This window comes from Plantactinospora sp. GCM10030261, assembly GCF_042666615.1.
GTDB lineage: Bacteria > Actinomycetota > Actinomycetes > Mycobacteriales > Micromonosporaceae > KBS50.
On record NZ_JBHTDD010000008.1, the window covers coordinates 174,533 to 192,262 of the forward strand.

Annotated in this window: 15 protein-coding genes; 8 read left to right on the top strand and 7 right to left on the bottom strand. The window is 70.4% G+C overall.

The genetic code is table 11. The features are described 5' to 3' along the window. Positions 1 to 58 precede the first annotated feature (58 nt). Complete coding sequence (locus ACFQUZ_RS12575) at positions 59 to 1,177, bottom strand: helix-turn-helix transcriptional regulator (RefSeq protein ID WP_377441450.1); 1,119 nt, start codon at positions 1,175 to 1,177, stop codon at positions 59 to 61. Between ACFQUZ_RS12575 and ACFQUZ_RS12580 the strand changes: the two genes are divergently transcribed. Beyond that, the gene (locus ACFQUZ_RS12580; RefSeq protein ID WP_377441452.1) at positions 1,166 to 2,008 is read left to right on the top strand and encodes an alpha/beta fold hydrolase; all 843 of its coding nucleotides are present in this window, start codon (positions 1,166 to 1,168) and stop codon (positions 2,006 to 2,008) included. The genes ACFQUZ_RS12575 and ACFQUZ_RS12580 overlap by 12 nt on opposite strands. 68 nt (positions 2,009 to 2,076) lie before the next feature. Here ACFQUZ_RS12580 and ACFQUZ_RS12585 read toward each other — a convergent pair whose 3' ends face one another. Further along, positions 2,077 to 2,706, bottom strand: a complete 630-nt coding sequence (locus ACFQUZ_RS12585) for a M15 family metallopeptidase (protein ID WP_377441454.1) — start codon at positions 2,704 to 2,706, stop codon at positions 2,077 to 2,079. A 112-nt stretch (positions 2,707 to 2,818) separates the two neighbouring features. Next, positions 2,819 to 3,343 (bottom strand): hypothetical protein, encoded by a 525-nt coding sequence (locus tag ACFQUZ_RS12590; RefSeq protein ID WP_377441456.1) that lies wholly within the window; start codon positions 3,341 to 3,343, stop codon positions 2,819 to 2,821. Positions 3,344 to 3,601: 258 nt separating this feature from the next. On the opposite strand from ACFQUZ_RS12590, the gene ACFQUZ_RS12595 reads away from it, so the two are divergent. The 3 genes from ACFQUZ_RS12595 (at position 3,602) to ACFQUZ_RS12605 (ending at position 7,238) form a co-directional block, all read left to right on the top strand. Further along, positions 3,602 to 4,951 (top strand): DUF222 domain-containing protein, encoded by a 1,350-nt coding sequence (locus ACFQUZ_RS12595; protein WP_377441457.1) that lies wholly within the window; start codon positions 3,602 to 3,604, stop codon positions 4,949 to 4,951. Positions 4,952 to 5,031: 80 nt separating this feature from the next. Continuing rightward, positions 5,032 to 5,787, top strand: a complete 756-nt coding sequence (locus ACFQUZ_RS12600; protein WP_377441459.1) for a class I SAM-dependent DNA methyltransferase — start codon at positions 5,032 to 5,034, stop codon at positions 5,785 to 5,787. A 269-nt stretch (positions 5,788 to 6,056) separates the two neighbouring features. Continuing rightward, positions 6,057 to 7,238 (top strand): sodium:calcium antiporter, encoded by a 1,182-nt coding sequence (locus tag ACFQUZ_RS12605; protein ID WP_377441461.1) that lies wholly within the window; start codon positions 6,057 to 6,059, stop codon positions 7,236 to 7,238. A 16-nt stretch (positions 7,239 to 7,254) separates the two neighbouring features. Here ACFQUZ_RS12605 and ACFQUZ_RS12610 read toward each other — a convergent pair whose 3' ends face one another. Further along, positions 7,255 to 7,890 carry a dienelactone hydrolase family protein gene (locus ACFQUZ_RS12610; RefSeq protein ID WP_377441463.1) on the bottom strand — a complete coding sequence of 212 codons (636 nt, stop codon included), beginning with the start codon at positions 7,888 to 7,890 and terminating at the stop codon, positions 7,255 to 7,257. Between the two features lie 344 nt (positions 7,891 to 8,234). Between ACFQUZ_RS12610 and ACFQUZ_RS12615 the strand changes: the two genes are divergently transcribed. From ACFQUZ_RS12615 to ACFQUZ_RS12625, 3 genes are all read left to right on the top strand, one after another. Then, on the top strand, positions 8,235 to 9,581 hold the full coding sequence (locus ACFQUZ_RS12615; protein WP_377441465.1) for a ferric reductase-like transmembrane domain-containing protein: 1,347 nt from the start codon (positions 8,235 to 8,237) through the stop codon (positions 9,579 to 9,581). Between the two features lie 117 nt (positions 9,582 to 9,698). Further along, positions 9,699 to 10,643 carry an RNA polymerase sigma factor SigJ gene (gene sigJ / locus ACFQUZ_RS12620; protein WP_377441467.1) on the top strand — a complete coding sequence of 315 codons (945 nt, stop codon included), beginning with the start codon at positions 9,699 to 9,701 and terminating at the stop codon, positions 10,641 to 10,643. A 195-nt stretch (positions 10,644 to 10,838) separates the two neighbouring features. Beyond that, on the top strand, positions 10,839 to 12,065 hold the full coding sequence (locus tag ACFQUZ_RS12625) for an NAD(P)/FAD-dependent oxidoreductase (protein ID WP_377441469.1): 1,227 nt from the start codon (positions 10,839 to 10,841) through the stop codon (positions 12,063 to 12,065). Positions 12,066 to 12,177: 112 nt separating this feature from the next. Here the strand turns inward: ACFQUZ_RS12625 and ACFQUZ_RS12630 are convergent, their stop codons facing one another. The 3 genes from ACFQUZ_RS12630 to ACFQUZ_RS12640 are packed head-to-tail and all read right to left on the bottom strand — an operon-like array spanning position 12,178 to position 14,453. Then, the gene (locus ACFQUZ_RS12630; protein WP_377441471.1) at positions 12,178 to 12,636 is read right to left on the bottom strand and encodes a GNAT family N-acetyltransferase; all 459 of its coding nucleotides are present in this window, start codon (positions 12,634 to 12,636) and stop codon (positions 12,178 to 12,180) included. A 10-nt stretch (positions 12,637 to 12,646) separates the two neighbouring features. Then, positions 12,647 to 13,096, bottom strand: a complete 450-nt coding sequence (locus ACFQUZ_RS12635; protein WP_377441472.1) for a GNAT family N-acetyltransferase — start codon at positions 13,094 to 13,096, stop codon at positions 12,647 to 12,649. A gap of 10 nt (positions 13,097 to 13,106) precedes the next feature. Further along, positions 13,107 to 14,453 carry an MFS transporter gene (locus tag ACFQUZ_RS12640; RefSeq protein ID WP_377441474.1) on the bottom strand — a complete coding sequence of 449 codons (1,347 nt, stop codon included), beginning with the start codon at positions 14,451 to 14,453 and terminating at the stop codon, positions 13,107 to 13,109. 400 nt (positions 14,454 to 14,853) lie between these two features. Between ACFQUZ_RS12640 and ACFQUZ_RS12645 the strand changes: the two genes are divergently transcribed. Continuing rightward, a complete protein-coding gene (locus tag ACFQUZ_RS12645) occupies positions 14,854 to 17,601 on the top strand; it encodes a fibronectin type III domain-containing protein (protein WP_377441476.1) in 2,748 nt (915 codons plus the stop codon). Positions 17,602 to 17,730: the final 129 nt, after the last annotated feature.

Sequence of the window (17,730 nt, forward strand, 5' to 3'; positions counted from 1 at the left end):
TTGGCAGGTCCGAGAGATGACCTCGGTTGTCGTCCTGCCGTACAAGTCCGTGCCGGTCTCAGCCGTATCGCTTGATGAGCGTGTTGCCGATCGAGGCCAGGTGGTCCCGTACACCCGGAGGGCCGGTCACCTCGATCCATTCGACCAGCCCGGCAAGCTCGCCAGCGAGTATGTGTTCGTCGTTGCCGCGGATCACGACCTCGATGCGGCCGTCGGTCCTGGAACCTCCCACCTCGAGCCGACCGCCGAACCCCATCCGGAGCACGCCTATCCCCTGGGGCTCGCACACTGCCCGGACTTCGAGGGGTGTTCGTTTACGGTCGACCTCGTCGGCGATCGCGCGCCAGCTGTCGTTGAGGTCGAAGTCCTCGGGCCGGTGCGCGGGGTCGCAGGTCGGATCGACGGACGAAACGCGGTCGATCCGGAAGGTCCGCCGACCGGCCTCGGTGTCAGCGACGAGGTACCAGGATGGGCCTTTGGCGACGATGCCCAGCGGGTGGACGGTTCGCTCGCTTTCGGTGCCTTCGCGGTCGACGTAGCCGAGCCGGACCTGGACGCCGCGGATCACCGCGTCCTGGAGTTCGTCGAGGAAGTGCGGCGGTCGGGGCTCGACCCGGCTCGACCCCCACCGCTGCGGGTCCATTACCAGCGACGACGCTGCCGCCTTGGCCTGTACCCGGAAGGGTTCGGGCAGGGCTTGGACGAGCTTGCGCAGCGCCGCTTTCACGGCCGGCGTCGCCGATGACGCTGGGCCGGCAACCAGGAAGAGGGCGCGGGCCTCACCTGCGGTCAAGCCGGACAGATCGGTGCGGGAATTGCCCACGAGGCGCCAACCGCCGCCTCGGCCCTGCACGGAGTACACCGGGACCCCGGCCATTCCCAGGGCGTCGAGGTCGCGGCGGGCGGTGCGTTCGGAGATTTCCAGTTCCCGGGCGACATCCGCTGCTGTCACCTGCTTGCGATCTTGCAGCAGCAGGAGGATGGCCATCAACCGGTCGGCTCGCACTCCGACAACACTTCCACGAAAACCGGTCAGGGGGTGACCGGTATCGGTCGGCAAGATGCCGGTATGACAATCAATTTTCCCAAGCCGACCCGCATTTCGGTCAACGGTGTAGAACTCGAAGTCTTCGAGTCTGGCCGGCAGCACGCGGGGAATCCGATCGTGCTCTGTCACGGCTGGCCGGAGCATGCCTTCTCCTGGCGCCATCAGATGCCCGCCCTCGCGGCTGCGGGCTACCACGTCATCGTCCCGAACCAACGGGGCTACGGCAACTCGTCCCGCCCGACCGAAGTCACCGACTACGACATCGCGCACCTGTCTGGTGACCTCGTCGCACTGCTCGATCACTACGGATACGACGATGCCACCTTCGTCGGTCATGACTGGGGTGCGGCCGTCGTCTGGGGCCTGACCCTGTTGCACCCGAAACGGGTCAGCAAGGTGATCAACCTGAGCCTGCCGTACCTCGAGCGCGGGAATAAGCCCTGGATCGAGTTCATGGAGGATGTGCTCGGTAGCGACTACTATTTCGTTCACTTCAACCGGCAGCCGGGCGTCGCGGACGCCGTGTTCGAGGAGAACACGTTCCGGTTCCTTCGGAACATGTACCGGAAGGACGTGCCCATCGCGGAGCCGCAGCCGGGCAATGCGTTGATCAACCTCGCCAGAATGGAGAACCCACTCGGTGAGCCGATCCTGAGCGACAGTGAGCTGTCCGTATTCGTCTCCGCCTTCGAATCAACAGGTTTCACGGGCGGTTTGAATTGGTACAGAAACCTGGACCGCAATTGGCGTCTGCTGGCGGATGTGAACCCAATCATCCGACAACCCACCCTCATGATCTACGGCGACCGTGATGCGGTCGCGAGGTCTGAAAGACTTACAGAATTCGTGCCGAACGTGGAAGTGGTAAGTCTGGATTGCGGTCACTGGATCCAGCAGGAGAAGCCGGACGAAACAAACCAGGCGATTCTCAGGTGGCTGAACCAGCGGGATGCCGCGTAGCACTGCAGCAGGAAAATTCATGCATGCCAACGCAGGCGCCGGGCGGCTGATCGTCTTCGGCGCGGCCGTCAGCCCGTCGACGCGTCCCTGATCTGCGGCGGGCAGGTGCCACCGGGTCGCACCGACAGTTCGTAGTGCCACCGCTCGTTGGCGTACACCTGACAGAGGCCGTAGTCGGCACCATGCTGGCTCAGCCAGCTGGTGGCGTCCGTCGGTCCCACATCGACCGCCTTCCCGGTGACGTGTTTCGACCGGTCGGGCGTGCTGACCCAGGTGCGGGCCTCCGCCTCGCTGCCGTAGGTCGCGATCGCCTCGTCAAGCAACATCTGCTGGTAGCGCGCGCTCCGCCAGCCACTGTTGATCATTATGGTCACCCCGTCGGCACGGGCGTCGGTGGCCGCGCGCTGGATCGCCGCCCGCAACTCGGGGTCGAGGTTCGCGATGGCCGGCGGTTCGATGTCGTACGGGGAAAGGGGCTGACCGTCCGGGACATACCCGTCGGCGGCCGTGCGTCCGGTGCCGCTACCTTGCGCCGCAGATCCGCCGTCGCCGGCTGGAGCCCCGTGCCACCGGGACTTGAACTGGTCGGCGCACGCGCTGGACGCGAACAGGACGACCGCGGTGACGGCGGCGGTGGTGACGGTCAGCGTGGTGGTCCGGCGCCGGGGACTCGGTGATCGGGTCGACTGCTGCTCCACTGGTATCCCTTCTGGACACCGAGCGGGGATGCCGGCTGCCCGGATACCAGGTCACCAGGGCGTTTGTTGCCGGAGCATCAGCCGATTTCCATACATTTTCGCAACCTCCGGATCAGTCAGTGATCTCGATGATCGGGCTGTCGCTGACGACCGCCACCATGATCATCGGGGCGTCACCGTCGCACTGGTTGACCGAGACCGCGATCCACCGCCCATCGGTGGTCGCGGCGGATACCGGCCCCCACACGGCCAGGTCGCCGTAGCAGTCCCCGTCACACAGTGACCGGAACAGTGCCGGCATCGGTTCACCGGCCTGGTCGCGGAAGAGCGGCACTCGCATGGAAACCGGCCGGTGGGGACCCCACTGGCGGTCCAGTTCGCGGACGACGAGAGCCAGCTTCTCCTCGGCGGCCTCCTCCGCGTCGGTCCAGTCCGTCCCGTACAACCCGGTGAGCGCGTCGCTCTCCCAGATCGGCCTGATCCGGAAGCCATCGCCGGTGGTGGCGGTCCACTCTCCGGTGTCCGGGTCTCCCTCGCTGACCGCCACGCCGCCGGTGGGCAGGTCGACGGCGAGGAGCGCCTCGACGTCGGACACGGCTCTGGCGGCACTGAACGCTTCACCGGCCCGGCTGGTCATCGCATCGCTCGTTCCACCGCTACCACCTTCCCCGGGGCCACCTTTAGGAGGCCCACGAACTCTCGCATGCCCCCACGAACCGATGGTCTGGCCCCATCCCCCGCCGGCCGGCGCCGCTCCCCGACCGATTCTCGGCCGACCGTCCCAAGCGCTCACCCTGACTCAGGCTTTTGTCTGCCTTTTCCGTTGACGCTCATGGCGTTGGTGCGATCTTCACTGAGTGTGGTTGTGTCGTACACGCGTGCGAAGGTCGGTGGCATGCGGGAGGCGTTGACACGAGTGGGCGAGGCGGTCACAGACTGCCTCGCCACGACCGCGTGGACGCTGAACGACACCGACCTGCTGGCCGCCTTGGACGCCGCTGTGCTCGCCCACCGCCGGATGGCGGCGGTGGTGTCCGCCTTGGTGACCGAGGTCGACGGCCGGGACCTGTCCCGCCGCGAGGGGGCCACGTCGACTACGGCGTGGTTGCGGCACCGGCACCGGATGACCGGCCGGATGGCCCGGCACGCGGTGGCCGACGCCGCGCGGTGGGACACCGCCCCCGACCCGATCCGACACGCGGTCACCACCGGCACGGTAAGCATCGAACAGGCCCGGGTCATCATCGACACCGTCGACCTGGTACGACGCGAGGCCGGTGCCGAGGCGGCCGACAAGGCCGTCGGGATCCTGCTGGACTGGGCCCACCAGTTCGACCCCGACGATCTGCGGCGCCTCGCCCACCGGATCCTCGACCACGTCGCTCCACACCTGGCCGAGGACGCCCACCGACGAGCCCTGGAGGCGGCGGAGAAACGCCACCGCCGTGATCGCTACCTGCACCTGTCCTCCGTCGGCGACGGCCGACTCCGACTATCCGGCCTCCTGGACGTGGAAACGTCCGTCCTGCTGCGTACCGCCATGGACCCACTCACCAAGCCCGCGGGCCCTGACGATGTGCGTAACCCCGGCCAACGCCGCCACGACGCCCTCACCGACATCTGCCGACTGACCCTGCGCACCGGAGACCTACCCGAGCACGGCGGGGAACCCACCCAACTGGTGGTCACCACGACCTGGGAAGCCCTCACCAGCCGACTCGGCCCCGGCACCCGCACAACAGGGCACTCCGGCAGCCCCGGCAGCCCCGACGCCGGCAGCCCCGGCAGCCCCGACGACGCCGGCAGCCCCGGCAACCTCGGCCCCGGCCAGTTGGACATCGGCGACACCATCTCCGTCGCCACCGTCCGCCGACTCGCCTGCGACGCCGGCGTCATGCCCGCCGTCCTCAACGGCGATGGCCAGCCCCTCGACCTTGGCCGACAACGACGCCTGTTCACCGGCGCCATCCGCCGCGCCCTGGCCTTACGCGACGGCGGATGCGCCTTCCCCGGCTGCGACCGACCACCACGCTGGACGCAGGCCCACCACATCGTCCACTGGGCCGACGGCGGCCACACCGACCTCGACAACGGAGTCCTGCTCTGCGGCCACCACCACCAAGCCGTGCACCACGACGGCTGGCACATCGACGCCATCCCCGGCGGTCACCCCACCTTCATCCCCCCACCCTGGATCGACCCAGAGCAACGACCCCAACGCAACACCTACCATCGACGATGTTGAGGGACCGCACATTACGACGACCACGGTCGACGCCGCTAATTCGTTGGTGCGCGCGGCGAGAGTCGAGCAGGCTCCAGGGAATGACGAGCAGCGACCTGTGGGACGCGGACACCGCAGAGCATTACGATGAACGCGCGGCTGAGAAGTTCGCGCCGGACGTGCTCGACCCGACGGTGGCGTTCCTCGCTGCCCTGGCCGAGGGCGGTCCGGCGTTGGAGTTCGCCGTCGGGACCGGACGGGTGGCGGTACCGCTCGCCGCCCGAGGCGTCGCCGTGTCCGGAATCGAGTTGTCGCAGCCGATGGTGGACCAGTTGCGACGCAAGGCGTCAACGGAGGAGTTGCCGGTCGTCGTCGGCGACATGGCCACGACGAGAATGCCCGGCCGGTTCTCCCTCGTGTACGTCGTGTGGAACAGCATCGGCAACCTGCGTACCCAGGAAGAGCAGGTGCAATGTTTCCGCAACGCGGCCCGGCACCTGTCACCCGGGGGCCGGTTCGTCATCGAACTCGGGGTGCCGGGGATCCGACGGTTCCCGCCGGGCCAGGCGGCGGTGCCGTTCGCCGTGACCGACCAGCACGTCGGCTTCGACATCTTCGACATGGTCACCCAGCAGGGAACCTCCCACCACTATCACCGATTGGACGACGGCACTGCCCGCTATGGCCGCAGCAACTTCCGTTACATCTGGCCGGCCGAGTGTGACCTGATGGCCCGGCTTGCCGGGCTGACGCTGGAGCAGCGGGTGGCGGACTGGACCGGGGAGCCGTTCACTTCGGAGAGTGAAAGCCACGTGTCGGTGTGGCGCAAGCCGCTCGATGCCGCTGATGAGGACTGAGGCGCTCCCGAGATGACCGGGGGCCAGGGCGCACGGGTCGACCAGCCACCGCACGCCATGGGTACCCGACCAGCTAGCCCGGGTCTTGGTTAACGCCCGCCGGGCCAGCGGTGACCGGCGGCCTGCTGCCCTGGTTCCCCGGCCGCGTCGCACATAAGAGGGTGTTCGGCGGCCAACTTCGGGAACCTGCCGCCCGGCGACCGGTGCCGCCGTACTGTCCCCGGCATGGGCCACATGTGCGGCGGCGGGCCTCGGACCGGCGGGTTTCCGTGAGCGGGCTGTCCTCGCCGCTGCTGCTTGTGATCTTCCTGGCCTCCGCCGCGGTGATCTGGGGTACCGGCACCGTCCTGTCGGACAGCACAGACGTGCTGTCCCGGCGGCTGCGGCTCGGGGAGGCGCTCGGCGGCGCCATCCTGCTGGCCATCGCCACCAACCTGCCGGAAATCGCGATCACCACGAGTGCCGCACTGACGCACCGGGTCGACATCGCGGTGGGCAACATCCTCGGCGGCATCGCCATCCAGACCGCGGTGCTGGCCCTGCTGGACGCGGTCGGTGTGCGGCGCCGCCTGCCGCTGACCTACCTGGCCGCCTCCCTCACCCTGGTGATCGAGTGCGCCCTGGTGGTGGCGATGCTGCTGGTGGTCGTGATGTCCACGCAGTTGCCCGAGTCGGTGATCGTTGCCCGGCTCACCCCAGGGGTGGTGCTGATCGCGCTGCTCTGGATCGTTGGGCTGTTGCTGGTGCGGCGGGCCCGGCGCGGCCTGCCCTGGCCCACGGCCGCGGGAGAGACCGACACCACTGCCGGAGAGACCGACACGGCCGCCGGAGAAACCGACACGGCCGACACCGCCACTACCACCGCCGGAAAGACCACCGCCGCTGGTGACGCCACCGCCGGCGGTGACGCCGCGACCGCTGGCGGCAAGGTCAAAGAGGCACAGCCGGTACGCGCGAAGCGGGCCCGCCTGCGCACGACCGGGATCGGCCGGGCGTCTGTGGTTTTCGCCCTCGGGGCGGCGGCGACGCTGACCGCAGGCGTGTTCGCCACTCTCTCCGGCGAGGTGTTGTTCGGCCGGCTCGGCCTGTCCGGCGTGGTCTTCGGAGCGACGGTGCTCGCCGCGGTGACCGCGCTACCGGAGGTCACCACCGGGCTCGCCGCGACCCGGCTGGGGGACTACCAGCTCGCGTTCAGCGACATCGTCGGCGGCAACGCCTTCCTGCCGGTGCTCTTCCTGCTGGCCACCGTGCTGTCCGGGCAGTCGGTGCTGCCGAAGGCCCACCACACCGACATCTATCTCACCGCCCTCGGTGGCCTGCTCACCCTCGTCTACCTCGTCGGGCTGGTGTTCCGGCCGCGCCGGCAGTGGCTGCGGATGGGCCCGGACTCGATCACCGTGCTGGTGCTCTACGCGGTCGGCGTCGTTGGTCTGGCCCTGGTCCCGAGCTGAGCAGCGCCGGAGTTCGTCAGTGCGTGTTGAGGAAGTCGAGCACCCGCTGGCGGAGCAGGGCCGCGGCCTCCGGCTCGTACGACTGGAGGCTGGCGTCGGCGAACAGGTGCTGCTTGCCGGGATAGAGGAACAGTTCCGCGGCCGAGCCCGAGGCCGTGCCGGGGCCGGCAGCCGTGCCGGGGCCCGAGGTCGTGCCGGAGCCGGCAACCGCGCCGACCAGCGCGCGGGCGGCCTCGATATCGCCCTCGTCCACGAAGAACGGGTCGGCGTCCATGGCGTGGATCTGGACCGGTACGCCGGCCGGCCAGCCGGAACCGAACTCGCCGGTCGGGACGCAGGAGTGGAAGAGCAGCGCACCGCGGGCCCCGGGTCGGGTCTGCGCGAGCTGCTGTGCCGGCATCACACCGAGCGAGAACCCGGCGTAGATGAGGGCATCGGGCAGGCCGTCGGCGGCCCGGACGCCGCGTTCGCGGATCTCGTCGAAGCCAACCTGCCCGGCGTACGCGAGACCCTCCTCCAGCGTGGGGAGGACCCGGCCCGCGTAGAGGTCGGGGGCGTGCACGGTGTGCCCGGCCCGGCGGAGTTCGTCGGCGAAGGCGAGGAACCCGGAGGTCTGGCCCTGCGCGTGATGGAACAGCAACACCTCAGCCATGCTCTCCCTGCTTCCTACTCGGCGAACCCTCGGCGGCGAACCCTCGGCGACCGCGCCGTTGGCGACGAGCCTCGGCGACCGCACTGTTGACGACGAACCTTCGGGAACGAAATTTCGGGGACGAAACCCCAGGATGATGACCGATCGTTCAGAGCCGGGCAACCCTGTCGGCAGGATCCGGCACCGCCAGCGATGCTGGCCGTGGCCGGGACGTCGCCGCCTCGTGGCTAAGATGATCATGTGGAACGTTGAACCTTTTCCGCCTCTCAGACATATATCTCACTGACCGCTCCGGTACGGCGAGCGGTGGTGGCGGCGCCGGGTCGCGGACAGGAGGGGTTCCCATGGCGGTGACGAGTCACGCCCTGCGCCGGACGGTGCTGCCGCAGGGCATGCTGGCCCGGGTGGTGTTCTGGGCCGTGGTGGCGGTCAACGTGCTCATCGTGTGGACGTTGTTCGTGGCCGCCGGGCCGGGAAAGAACTCCATCCTCACGGTCGCCAAGTTCTTCGGCCTGCACGTCGCCCTGCTGATGATGCTCCAGTTCGTCCTGGTGGCCCGGCTGCCCTGGCTGGACCGACGGATCGGGATGGACCGGCTCACCGCGTGGCACCGCTGGGTCGGCTTCGGTCTGCTGTGGACGGTGTTGCTGCACGCCAGCTTCGTCGTGGTCGGCTACGCCACCCTGGGCGACGATCCGATCATCGGCACCTTCTTCGCGCTGGCCGGCGTGCCGGCGTCGCTGCTGGGCATCTGCGCCGCCGCCATCATCGTCGCGGTCGCGGCCGTCTCGATCCGGTACGCCCGCCGCCGCCTGCCGTACGAGGTGTGGCACGCGCTGCACCTCGCGGTGTACGTGGTGCTGGTGCTCGGTCTGCTGCACCAGTACAAGGAGACCACCACCTTCAAGGCGTCCAGCTTCGCCACCGCGTACTGGTGGACCGCGTGGACGCTGGTGATCACGGCCCTGGTCGTCGGTCGGGTCGGGCTGCCGGTGTGGCGCAACGTCTACCACCGGTTCCGGGTGGCCGCCGTGGTGCCCGAGTCGCCCAACACGGTCTCCGTCTATGTCACCGGCCGGCACCTCGACCGGCTGCCGGCCCGGGCCGGGCAGTTCTTCATCTGGCGGTTTCCCGGGCACAACGGCTGGTTCCAGGCGAACCCGTTCTCGCTGTCGGCGGCGCCGGACGGCCGGTCGCTGCGGCTCACCGCCAAGGCGGTCGGTAGGACCAGCGCCGGGCTGCGCCGGCTGCCGGTCGGCAGCCGGGTGTTCGTCGAGGGCCCGTACGGCGCGTTCACCAACCTCACCCGGGCCCGGCGGGACACCGTGCTGATCGCCGGCGGTGTCGGCATCACCCCGATCCGGGCTCTGCTGGAGGAGTCCACTCAGTCAACCGTGGTGCTCTACCGGGTGGCCACCCCAGCAAACGCGGTGCTGCTGGACGAGATCCAACAACTGGTCCAGGACCGGGGAGCCCGGTTGCACCTGCTGACCGGACGCACCGGCGCCGGCTCGCCGCCGAACGCCCCGTTCGAGCCGGGCAGCCTGCACGCGTTGGTGCCGGACATCGCGGACCGGGACGTGTACGTGTGTGGTCCGCCCGCCATGACGAACACGGTCCTGCGCGGTCTTCGGGCGCTGCGGGTGCCGCGCGCCCAGGTCCACTCGGAACGCTTCGGCCTCGGCGGCTGACCCCCTACCTCGCGGCGATCTTGCGATTCGGGCTGGCGCATAAAGGATAGAAACCACATAAAGGCAGCCCAAAGTGCAAGATCGACGAGAGGGGTGGGGGGTGGTTAGGGTTGACGGGTGGGGTTGACGGCTGGGGATGTCGATCGGTTCGAGGCGGCCCGGCCGCGGCTGGCGGCCATCGCCTACCGGTTGCTCGGCTCCGCGGCGGAGGCCGAGGACGCGGTGCAGGAGACCTTCCTGCGCTGGCAGGCCGCCGACGTGCCCGCCATCGAGGTGCCGGAGGCATGGCTCACCCGGGTCCTCACAAACGTGTGCCGCAACCAGCTCGGTTCCGCCCGGGCCCGCCGCGAGACGTACGTGGGCCAGTGGCTGCCCGAGCCGCTGCTCGCCGGGGATCCGATGCTCGGCCCGGCGGACACCGCCGAGCAGCGGGAATCGGTCTCGTACGCGATCCTCACCCTGATGGAGCGGCTGTCCCCGAACGAGCGGGCGGTGTACGTGCTGCGGGCTGCCTTCGACTACCCGCACCGGGAGATCGCCGACATTCTCGACATCACCGAGGCTGCCAGCCAGCAGCTCTTCCATCGTGCCCGCCAGCACGTCGCGGTCGGCCGAGCCCGTGCCCAGGTGGACTCGGCCGCCGCCCGGCGGGTCGTCGAGGAGTTCCTGGCGGCCGCCTCCACCGGCCAGACCGAACCGCTCGTACGCCTGCTCACCGCCGACGCGATCGCGATCGGGGACGGCGGCGGTAAGGTCCCGGCCCGCGCCAAGGCGTTCGAGGGAGCGGTCGCGGTGGCGAAGTTCCTGTGGGGCCTGTTCAGGCCCGGCCAGGCCAAACGCGACCTGGTCGGGGGCGCCCCGGACGTGTACCTCTGGACCGCCAACGACGAGCCCGCGATCGTGGCCGTGGTGGACGGTCGGGTCATCGCCGTCATGTGCCTGGAGGTAACCGTCGACGGCATCGCCGCCGTCCGCAACCAGGTCAACCCGGACAAGCTCCGCCGGGCGACGGCCCACTGGGCGACCGTCGACCACGGGAAACCCCTGTTCACCGCCTTCTGATCGGCCATATGCACCGGTTGGCCGGGCACGGCGGGTCGACCGCGAGCACCGGACCGACCGCGAGCACCAGACTGACGCGCGTTCGGCTGTGTGCGGTAGGTCACATCGCGGACCTGTCAGCAACCAGCGGCCCGCCCGGGTCAGGTGGCAGCACCCCCGACTCAGGAACGGGGCAGCAGAGACAGGAGCGGAACCATGCCGCATCGCGTCATCGTCATCGGAGCCGGTTACGCCGGAGCAATCGCCGCCGGCCGCATCGCCAGGCGGATCCGCCGGGAGGACGTCGCCATCACCCTCGTCAACGCCGAACCCGACTTCGTGGAGCGGGTCCGGCTGCACCAACTGGCGACCGGTCAGCGGCTCAAGACCCGACCGCTGGCCGAGATGTTCGCCGGCACCGGCGTCGACCTGCGGATAGCGCGGGTCACCGGCGTCGACGTGGACCGCCGGACGGTGTCCGTGACGGACGGGAACGGCGTCGACGACGAACACGACTACGACACGCTCGTCTACGCGCTCGGCAGCGGCTGGAACAGCCGGGGCGTCCCCGGGACGAGCGAGCACGCGTACGAGATCGCCAGCCGGCCCGGGGCGCTGCGGCTGCGCGAGCGCCTGGCCCGCCTCGACGCCGGGCAGGCCGTGGTCGTGGTCGGCGGTGGCCTCACCGGACTGGAGGCGGCGACCGAGATCGCCGAGACAAGACCGGATCTCGACGTCACCCTGACCGCCCGGGGCGGCCTCGGCGACTGGCTCTCTCCCGGTGGCCGCGCGCACGTCCGGACGGTATTCGACCGGCTCGGCATCACCGCGCGCGAGCACGCCGAGGTGACCGAGGTGGCGGCCGACCACGTGAGCACCGCCACCGGCGACACCATCCCCGCCGCCGTCACGGTCTGGACCACCGGCTTCGCGGTCCACCCGATCGCCGCGGCGTCCGCTCTTGAGGTCACCGACGGCGGCCAGATCGTTGTCGACTCCACCATGCGGTCGGTGTCGCACCCCGACGTGTACGCCGTGGGTGACGCCGCCCTGGCCATCGGCCCCGGCGGGAAACCGCTGCGGATGTCGTGTGCCTCGGGAGGCCCGGCCGCGTGGCAGGCCGCCGACGCGGTCGCCGCGCGGCTGACCGGCCGGAAGCCGCCGACGGTGCCGATCCGCTACTACAACCAGTGCGTCTCGTTGGGCCGCCGGGAAGGGCTGATCCAGTTCGTCACGGCCGACGACCGGGCGGTGTCCGCCTTCCTGGCCGGCCGGTTCGCCGCCGGCTACAAGGAACTGGTGTGCCGGGGGGCCGCCTGGGCCGTCGCCCACCCGACGCTCGGGCTGCCGACCCGGCGCCGCCGCGTGACGCCGCAGGGTCAGCGCAACCCAGAGCCAGGAGACGTACGCTTCCCCCTGCGCCGGTCGATAGCGAAGTTGTGACCCCTCCTTCTCGTCGATCTTGCAATTCGGGTTGGTGCATAGCGAAATAAAGCCACATAAAGGCAACCCCAAGTGCAAGATCGGCGCGAAGGGGTGGGGTACGGGCAAGCCGTTAGAGGAGCAGTTCGCCTACCGTCTCGCCGTCGGCGTGCTCGCCGGTGATGCGGAAGCCGAGCTTCTGATAGAACCGCTCGGGGCCGTCGTCGCCGGGATGCCAGGTGACGTACATCCGGTCCCGGCCGCGGCGGCGTACCTCGTCGGCGACCGACCGCACGGCGAACCGTCCGTAGCCGCGGCCCTGCTGGTCGGCGGCGATGTTGAGCCGCCACAGCCCGGACCGGATGTCGTCCGGCCGGGTCTCCTCCCACTGGATGTCGAGGAAGGCCATCAGGAAGCCGACCAGCCGGTCACCGTCGTAGATCAGGCGCGGCCAGGCGGTCTCGCCGTGCGCGTACGCCTCGGCGAGCGACGTGGCGACCGGCGCCACCAGACGCCGCTGGTCGGGGCGCACCTCGATGTCGAGGGCGGCCGCCACGTTGGCCGGGGTGACCTTTTCCAGTCGGGGGGACATGGCCGGCAGGCTATCCCGTGCCGCTCGGCGGGTCTGATCGGGAGTCGGTTGGCTTCCAGAGCAGGATCCGGCGGTGGTGGTTGAAGCCGTTGCGCAGATAGAAGTCGACCGCGCGGTGACCGGAGTGGACGGTCACGTGCAGCAGCCTCCGGGCACGGGCCTCGGCCAGGATCGCGGCGATCAGGGCACTGCCGATGCCTCGGTTGCGGTACTCCGCGCGGACCTCGACCGACTGGATGTCGCCGTACCACCGGTCCAGCGATTCGTTGCTTGGCACCCGTGGCGCGACGAGGAGCCAGGCGGCGCCGACCACCTGCTCGTCCAGCTCCGCGACGAACGGCAGGTGCGTCTCCGCGTGGGCGACCACCCAGTCGGCGTACGCGCTGAGCTTGTCCCCGTCGACGCCGCGTAGTTCCGCGAGCGCCGCCGCGTCTGCCGCGCTGGCCCTTCGCACGATCATCGGGCGGAGTCTAGGTGAGCCTTGCGCTGGCGGTGTCCCGACGGACCCGGCCGCGTTCAGGGTCGTCCGCCAGCGCCCGGGGCGACTCGTCCGCCGGCGCCCGGGGCGACTCGTCCGCCAGCGTCCGAGGGGCCTCGTCCGCGAGGGTGTCCGGGCCGCGGCCGGCGAGCATCCGCAGCAGTACGCCGGCCAGCAGGTATCCCGCGCCCTGCGCGGTGAGCAGGTCCATGACGGGTACCCGGTCGCCCAGCGCCCCGGCGAGAGCAGCGCCGAGCATCCCGGCCGCCGCCTGGCTCACCGACAACGCGGCGAAGCCGCGTCCGCGCAGCGCGTCGGGGATGCGGAGCTGGAACAGCGTGACCAGCACCGGATAGCCGATCGCACCGGGTATCCCGATCAGGAAGAACAGCACGACGACGGGCCACACCGCCGCGTCCCACCGGGGATAGTTGAAGATCACCAGGTCGCCGAGCCCGAACAGGACGAAGCACCACGTGGCCAGCGTCACCGGCCGCAGCCGGCCGGCCCCACGGACCCGGGTGGCGACCAGCGCGCCGACGATGCCGCCGACCGCCTGCGCGGCGAGCAGCCAACCCAGCTCCCGGGCCCCGGCCCGCAGGGCGTCGGTGACGTACACCGCGAACAGGGTGAGCATCATCCCCTCGCCGATCCCGATGAGGGTGCCGAAGACGAGCACGGCGCGGGCGATCCGGTCCCGGCAGACGGCACGTACCCCGGCGGCCAGCTCGCGGCCCGGCGAGCCCGCCGGCCGCACGACCACGGCCCGGTGTCGGCCCCGGATGGCCGCGCACAGCACGGCGGCCAGCGCGTACGAGGCGGCGTCCAGCAGCACCGCGCCGGTGAGCCCGGCGCTGGCCGCGACCAGCCCGCCGAGCGCCGGCCCGGCCAGTCGGGCGAGCCAGTTGTTGGCGCTGTTGAGGGCGTTCGCGGCGGCGAGCTGGTCGACCGGGACCAGACGGGGCAGCAGCGCGTTCTCGGCCGGCCCGGAGAACTGCGCGAGGGTGGTCTCGACGAACGCGACCGCCACGACGATCCACACCCGGCCGGCGGAGGTGACGGCGAGCAGCGGCAGCAGCGCCCCGACCTGGAGGGCGTAGACCGCGACGAGCACCCGGCGGCGGTCCCACCGGTCGACGTACCCGCCGGCGACCGGGCCGATGATCAGCGTGGCGGCCAGGCCGGCGAGGACCACCGCCGAGACGGCCGCCGGGGAGCCGGTGAGCCGGAGGACGGCGAGTGGCAGCGCGACGCGCAGCGTCCAGTCGCCGGTCATCGAGATCAGGCCGGCCCACCAGAGCAGGCCGACGTCGCGGTGGCGCAGGGGGGTCAGGTTCACGGCGGGCACCCGTCGGCTCGGCGGTGAACGCGCCGCACCGGGGCGCGACGTGGCGCCATCGGGTCGGTCGCGTTCCGGCATCGAGTCGACGGGGCGATGACGTCGGTGCCCCAGGGGGCGGTGACGTGGCTGTCCGTCGCGCATGTTCGCCGGAGGCGAACGCGACAAGCCTACCGTCACGGCGTGTCAGCAGCGGAAACGCTTGCCTGATAAGGGCGGCTGCGTGCTATAGAGCTTAGAAGCAGATTAATAGTTTTAAATGCGACATAAATTCGCCATTTGGGAGCGGCGGAACTTTCGTGTGTCTGGCTGCGGCGCCTTGACCAGCGACAACGAGCGGGTAATTGCGGCCACAACCGGAAGGAAAACGCGCGGTTCCGCGACAAGAGGTAGGAGTCGTATGTCAACGTCGCGTCGTTTCCGGGCGCTGGCCGGATCAGCGCTCGCCATCGCGCTGATCGCGTCGAGCCTGGTAGCCAATCCAGCATCAGCCCGGCCACCCGGGGACTCCCCGGCGAAGCCGTCCGCCGCCGCCCCGGTCAAGACGAAGGCCGCCCCGACCGGCTCGGCCACCGCCGCTGAGGCGGGCAGGCAGGTGGTGAAGGCCGCGAAGAAGCCGGCCGCGCCGGCCCGGCCGATCGCCGGCAAGCGCGGCGGCACCGCCGTTGTCTCCTGGAAGAAGCCTGCCGAGAACGGCAGCCGGATCACCGGGTACGTCGTGCAGCCGTACCGTAACGGAAAGAAGGTCGCCAAGCCGGCGAACTTCGACGCGTCGACCACCACGCAGACGATCAAGATTTCGCCGGCCAGCGGGGCGTGGACGTTCACCGTGGCGGCCACCAACGGCGTCGGCACCGGCCCGGCAAGCAGGCCGTCGTCGGCGGCCCGGCTGCTCGCCCTGCCCAGCGCGCCGGAGATCATCGCACTCGCCACAGACATCACCGCGGCCCGGTTGAGCTGGCGGCCACCGGCCGACACCGGGGGATTCCCCGTCATCAACTACCTGATCACCCCGTACATCGGGGGCATCGCGGAGCCGCCGCAGTCACTGCCGGCGGTCACCTCGGGCCAGATCACCGGCCTCACCCCGGCGACCACCTACACGTTCACCGTAAGGGCCCGCACGGCGGCCGGCACCGGGCCGGAGTCGGTGCCCTCCTTCGCGGTCACCACCGGACTCTCGCCGAGCGTGACGTTTGTCGGCAACCCGGGCAACGAGGGCGCCGCATACCTGGCCAACGTCGTGGGCGAGAACGGCGCCCCGCCGTTCACCTGGTCGATCGACCCGGGCAGCCCCGGCGGGTTGCCGCCGGGAATCACCCTCGACCCGGTCACCGGGGCGGTGAGCGGCATCCCGGCCGTGGGGTCGGCCGGCGACTATCCGGTGATCTTCCGCGCCACCGACAGCTTCGGCCGGATCGGCACGCTGCTGGCGACCATCGTGATCAACAAGAGGCCGGACATCGTCATCCCGGTCCTGGCGCTCGGTGAGGTGGACGCGGCCTACTCGCAGCCGCTCACCGTGCTCGGCGGGACCGCCCCGTTCACCTGGTCGCTCGTCGGCGGCACCCTGCCCCCCGGGGTGTCCCTCGCCCCGACCACCGGAATCATCTCCGGCATCCCGACCGCCGGCGCGGTCGGCGTCTGGGGCGCCGACATCCAGGTGACGGACGCCAACGGGCAGACCGACGTCCAGGGGATCCAGATCCGCATCCAGGCGGCAAGCGTCGTCACCCTGATCGCGGCCACCCCGACGAACGTGTTCGCCGGTGAGGAGTCGTTCACCGTGCTCATCGGACCCGGTATCGCCGAGGGCTCGGTCAACCTGTTCGGCACCGGCCCGTTCGGTGTCACCCGCCTGCTTGGCAACTTCCCGGTCGAGCGTAACCGTGCCTCGTTCGCCGTGCGGATGCCGAACTTCGGCCTCAACACCTTCCAGGTGCAGTACATCGCCACAAACACCAACGCGGTCACGTTCTCCGGCCCGGTGACGGTGGACGTGCGAGCGCTGCCGGGTCAGCTGCTGATCGGGCAGTTCCGGCAGTCCGGGATCGACGGGCCGCTGGACCAGTACGTCGGCATCTACAACAACACCGCAATCGAAATGCCGCTGAACGGGGTCCAGATCGAGGCACCCGGGGGCGTGGTCCGGACCATCGGGGCCACCACCGTCCCGCTGGCGCCGCGCCGGGTCTTCCTGGTCGCCGCGCCGAACTTCTCGCTGGCCGGTGAGGCGGAGCCGGACGTCGAGGTGCCGTCGCTCGGCACCGGCGGCGGGCTCCGGATCCGGACGCCCGACACCGCGGGGACCATCGTCGACGCGGCGGGGTCGGTGCCCGGCTACTACACCGGCACCCCGTTGCCGGCGTTCACCAGCCCGCCGTTCGTCCAGTTCGTCTGGGGTCGGCAGTGGGAACTGGGCCTTCCGCAGGACACCCGGAACAACGCGGTCGACTTCCGGCTGGCGGCCACCACCTACGGCCCGATCAACGGGGTGCCGTCGGCCCTGGGTGCCCCGTCGCCGCGCTGGCAGGAGGCCCCGGTCATCACCAACGACCTGGTGCAGAGCACCCGCCTCGACCCCAACGTCCCGATCAACGTGGCGCCCAACCGGGAGGTCATCCCGGCCGGTGGCGGGCAGCCGCAGCGGCTGGTGATCCGGCGTCTGCTCACCAACCGCTCGACCCTCCCGGCGACCTTCGTGCAGCTCCGGATCCAGGCGCTGAGCCAGGTCAACGGCGCCCCGCCGCCCCTTGAGCCGCTGCCACCGACGCAGGGCAACCTGCGGCTGATCAACCCGGTGACCCCGGTACAGACGATCACGATCAGCGACGGTCGGACCTTCACGGTGCACAACCTGGTGATGCAGCCCCCGGCCACGTACCCGCCGGGTGGGGGGCTGTTCACCCGGCTCGAGTTGCCGCTGCCGATCGGTGGCCTGCGACCCGGGGCGTCGATAGCGGTCGCGCTGACCTTCGCGATCGACACGCCGGGCCGGTTCTGGATCTACTGGGACACCGAGACCCTCGGCCTGGTCAACGATCCGGGACCGACAATCGCCAAGGCCGGTGCGCCGGCGAAGGTCGGCACACCGGGCCGGTCCGGTAAGGCGACGTCGCTCAACGGGGACAGCGGCACGCTGCGCTGACCCTCGCCCACCGGCCCTCGCGGGCGGCACCGCTGGTGCCGCCCGCGAGGCGCGATCGCACCGCCCGGGTCGGTCGCGCCACCGTCCCGGCGGTAGCACGTTGTGTCTAGGGACCGGGGTCGCCACCAC

Excerpts from the sequence above, each read along its gene's own strand:
- ACFQUZ_RS12610 (WP_377441463.1), bottom strand. The coding sequence starts at position 7,890 with ATGGCTGAGGTGTTGCTGTTCCATCACGCGCAGGGCCAGACCTCCGGG.
- ACFQUZ_RS12625 (WP_377441469.1), top strand. The coding sequence starts at position 10,839 with ATGCCGCATCGCGTCATCGTCATCGGAGCCGGTTACGCCGGAGCAATC.
- ACFQUZ_RS12595 (WP_377441457.1), top strand. The coding sequence starts at position 3,602 with ATGCGGGAGGCGTTGACACGAGTGGGCGAGGCGGTCACAGACTGCCTC.
- ACFQUZ_RS12635 (WP_377441472.1), bottom strand. The coding sequence starts at position 13,096 with ATGATCGTGCGAAGGGCCAGCGCGGCAGACGCGGCGGCGCTCGCGGAA.
- ACFQUZ_RS12630 (WP_377441471.1), bottom strand. The coding sequence starts at position 12,636 with ATGTCCCCCCGACTGGAAAAGGTCACCCCGGCCAACGTGGCGGCCGCC.
- ACFQUZ_RS12615 (WP_377441465.1), top strand. The coding sequence starts at position 8,235 with ATGGCGGTGACGAGTCACGCCCTGCGCCGGACGGTGCTGCCGCAGGGC.
- ACFQUZ_RS12600 (WP_377441459.1), top strand. The coding sequence starts at position 5,032 with ATGACGAGCAGCGACCTGTGGGACGCGGACACCGCAGAGCATTACGAT.
- ACFQUZ_RS12590 (WP_377441456.1), bottom strand. The coding sequence starts at position 3,343 with ATGACCAGCCGGGCCGGTGAAGCGTTCAGTGCCGCCAGAGCCGTGTCC.
- ACFQUZ_RS12645 (WP_377441476.1), top strand. The coding sequence starts at position 14,854 with ATGTCAACGTCGCGTCGTTTCCGGGCGCTGGCCGGATCAGCGCTCGCC.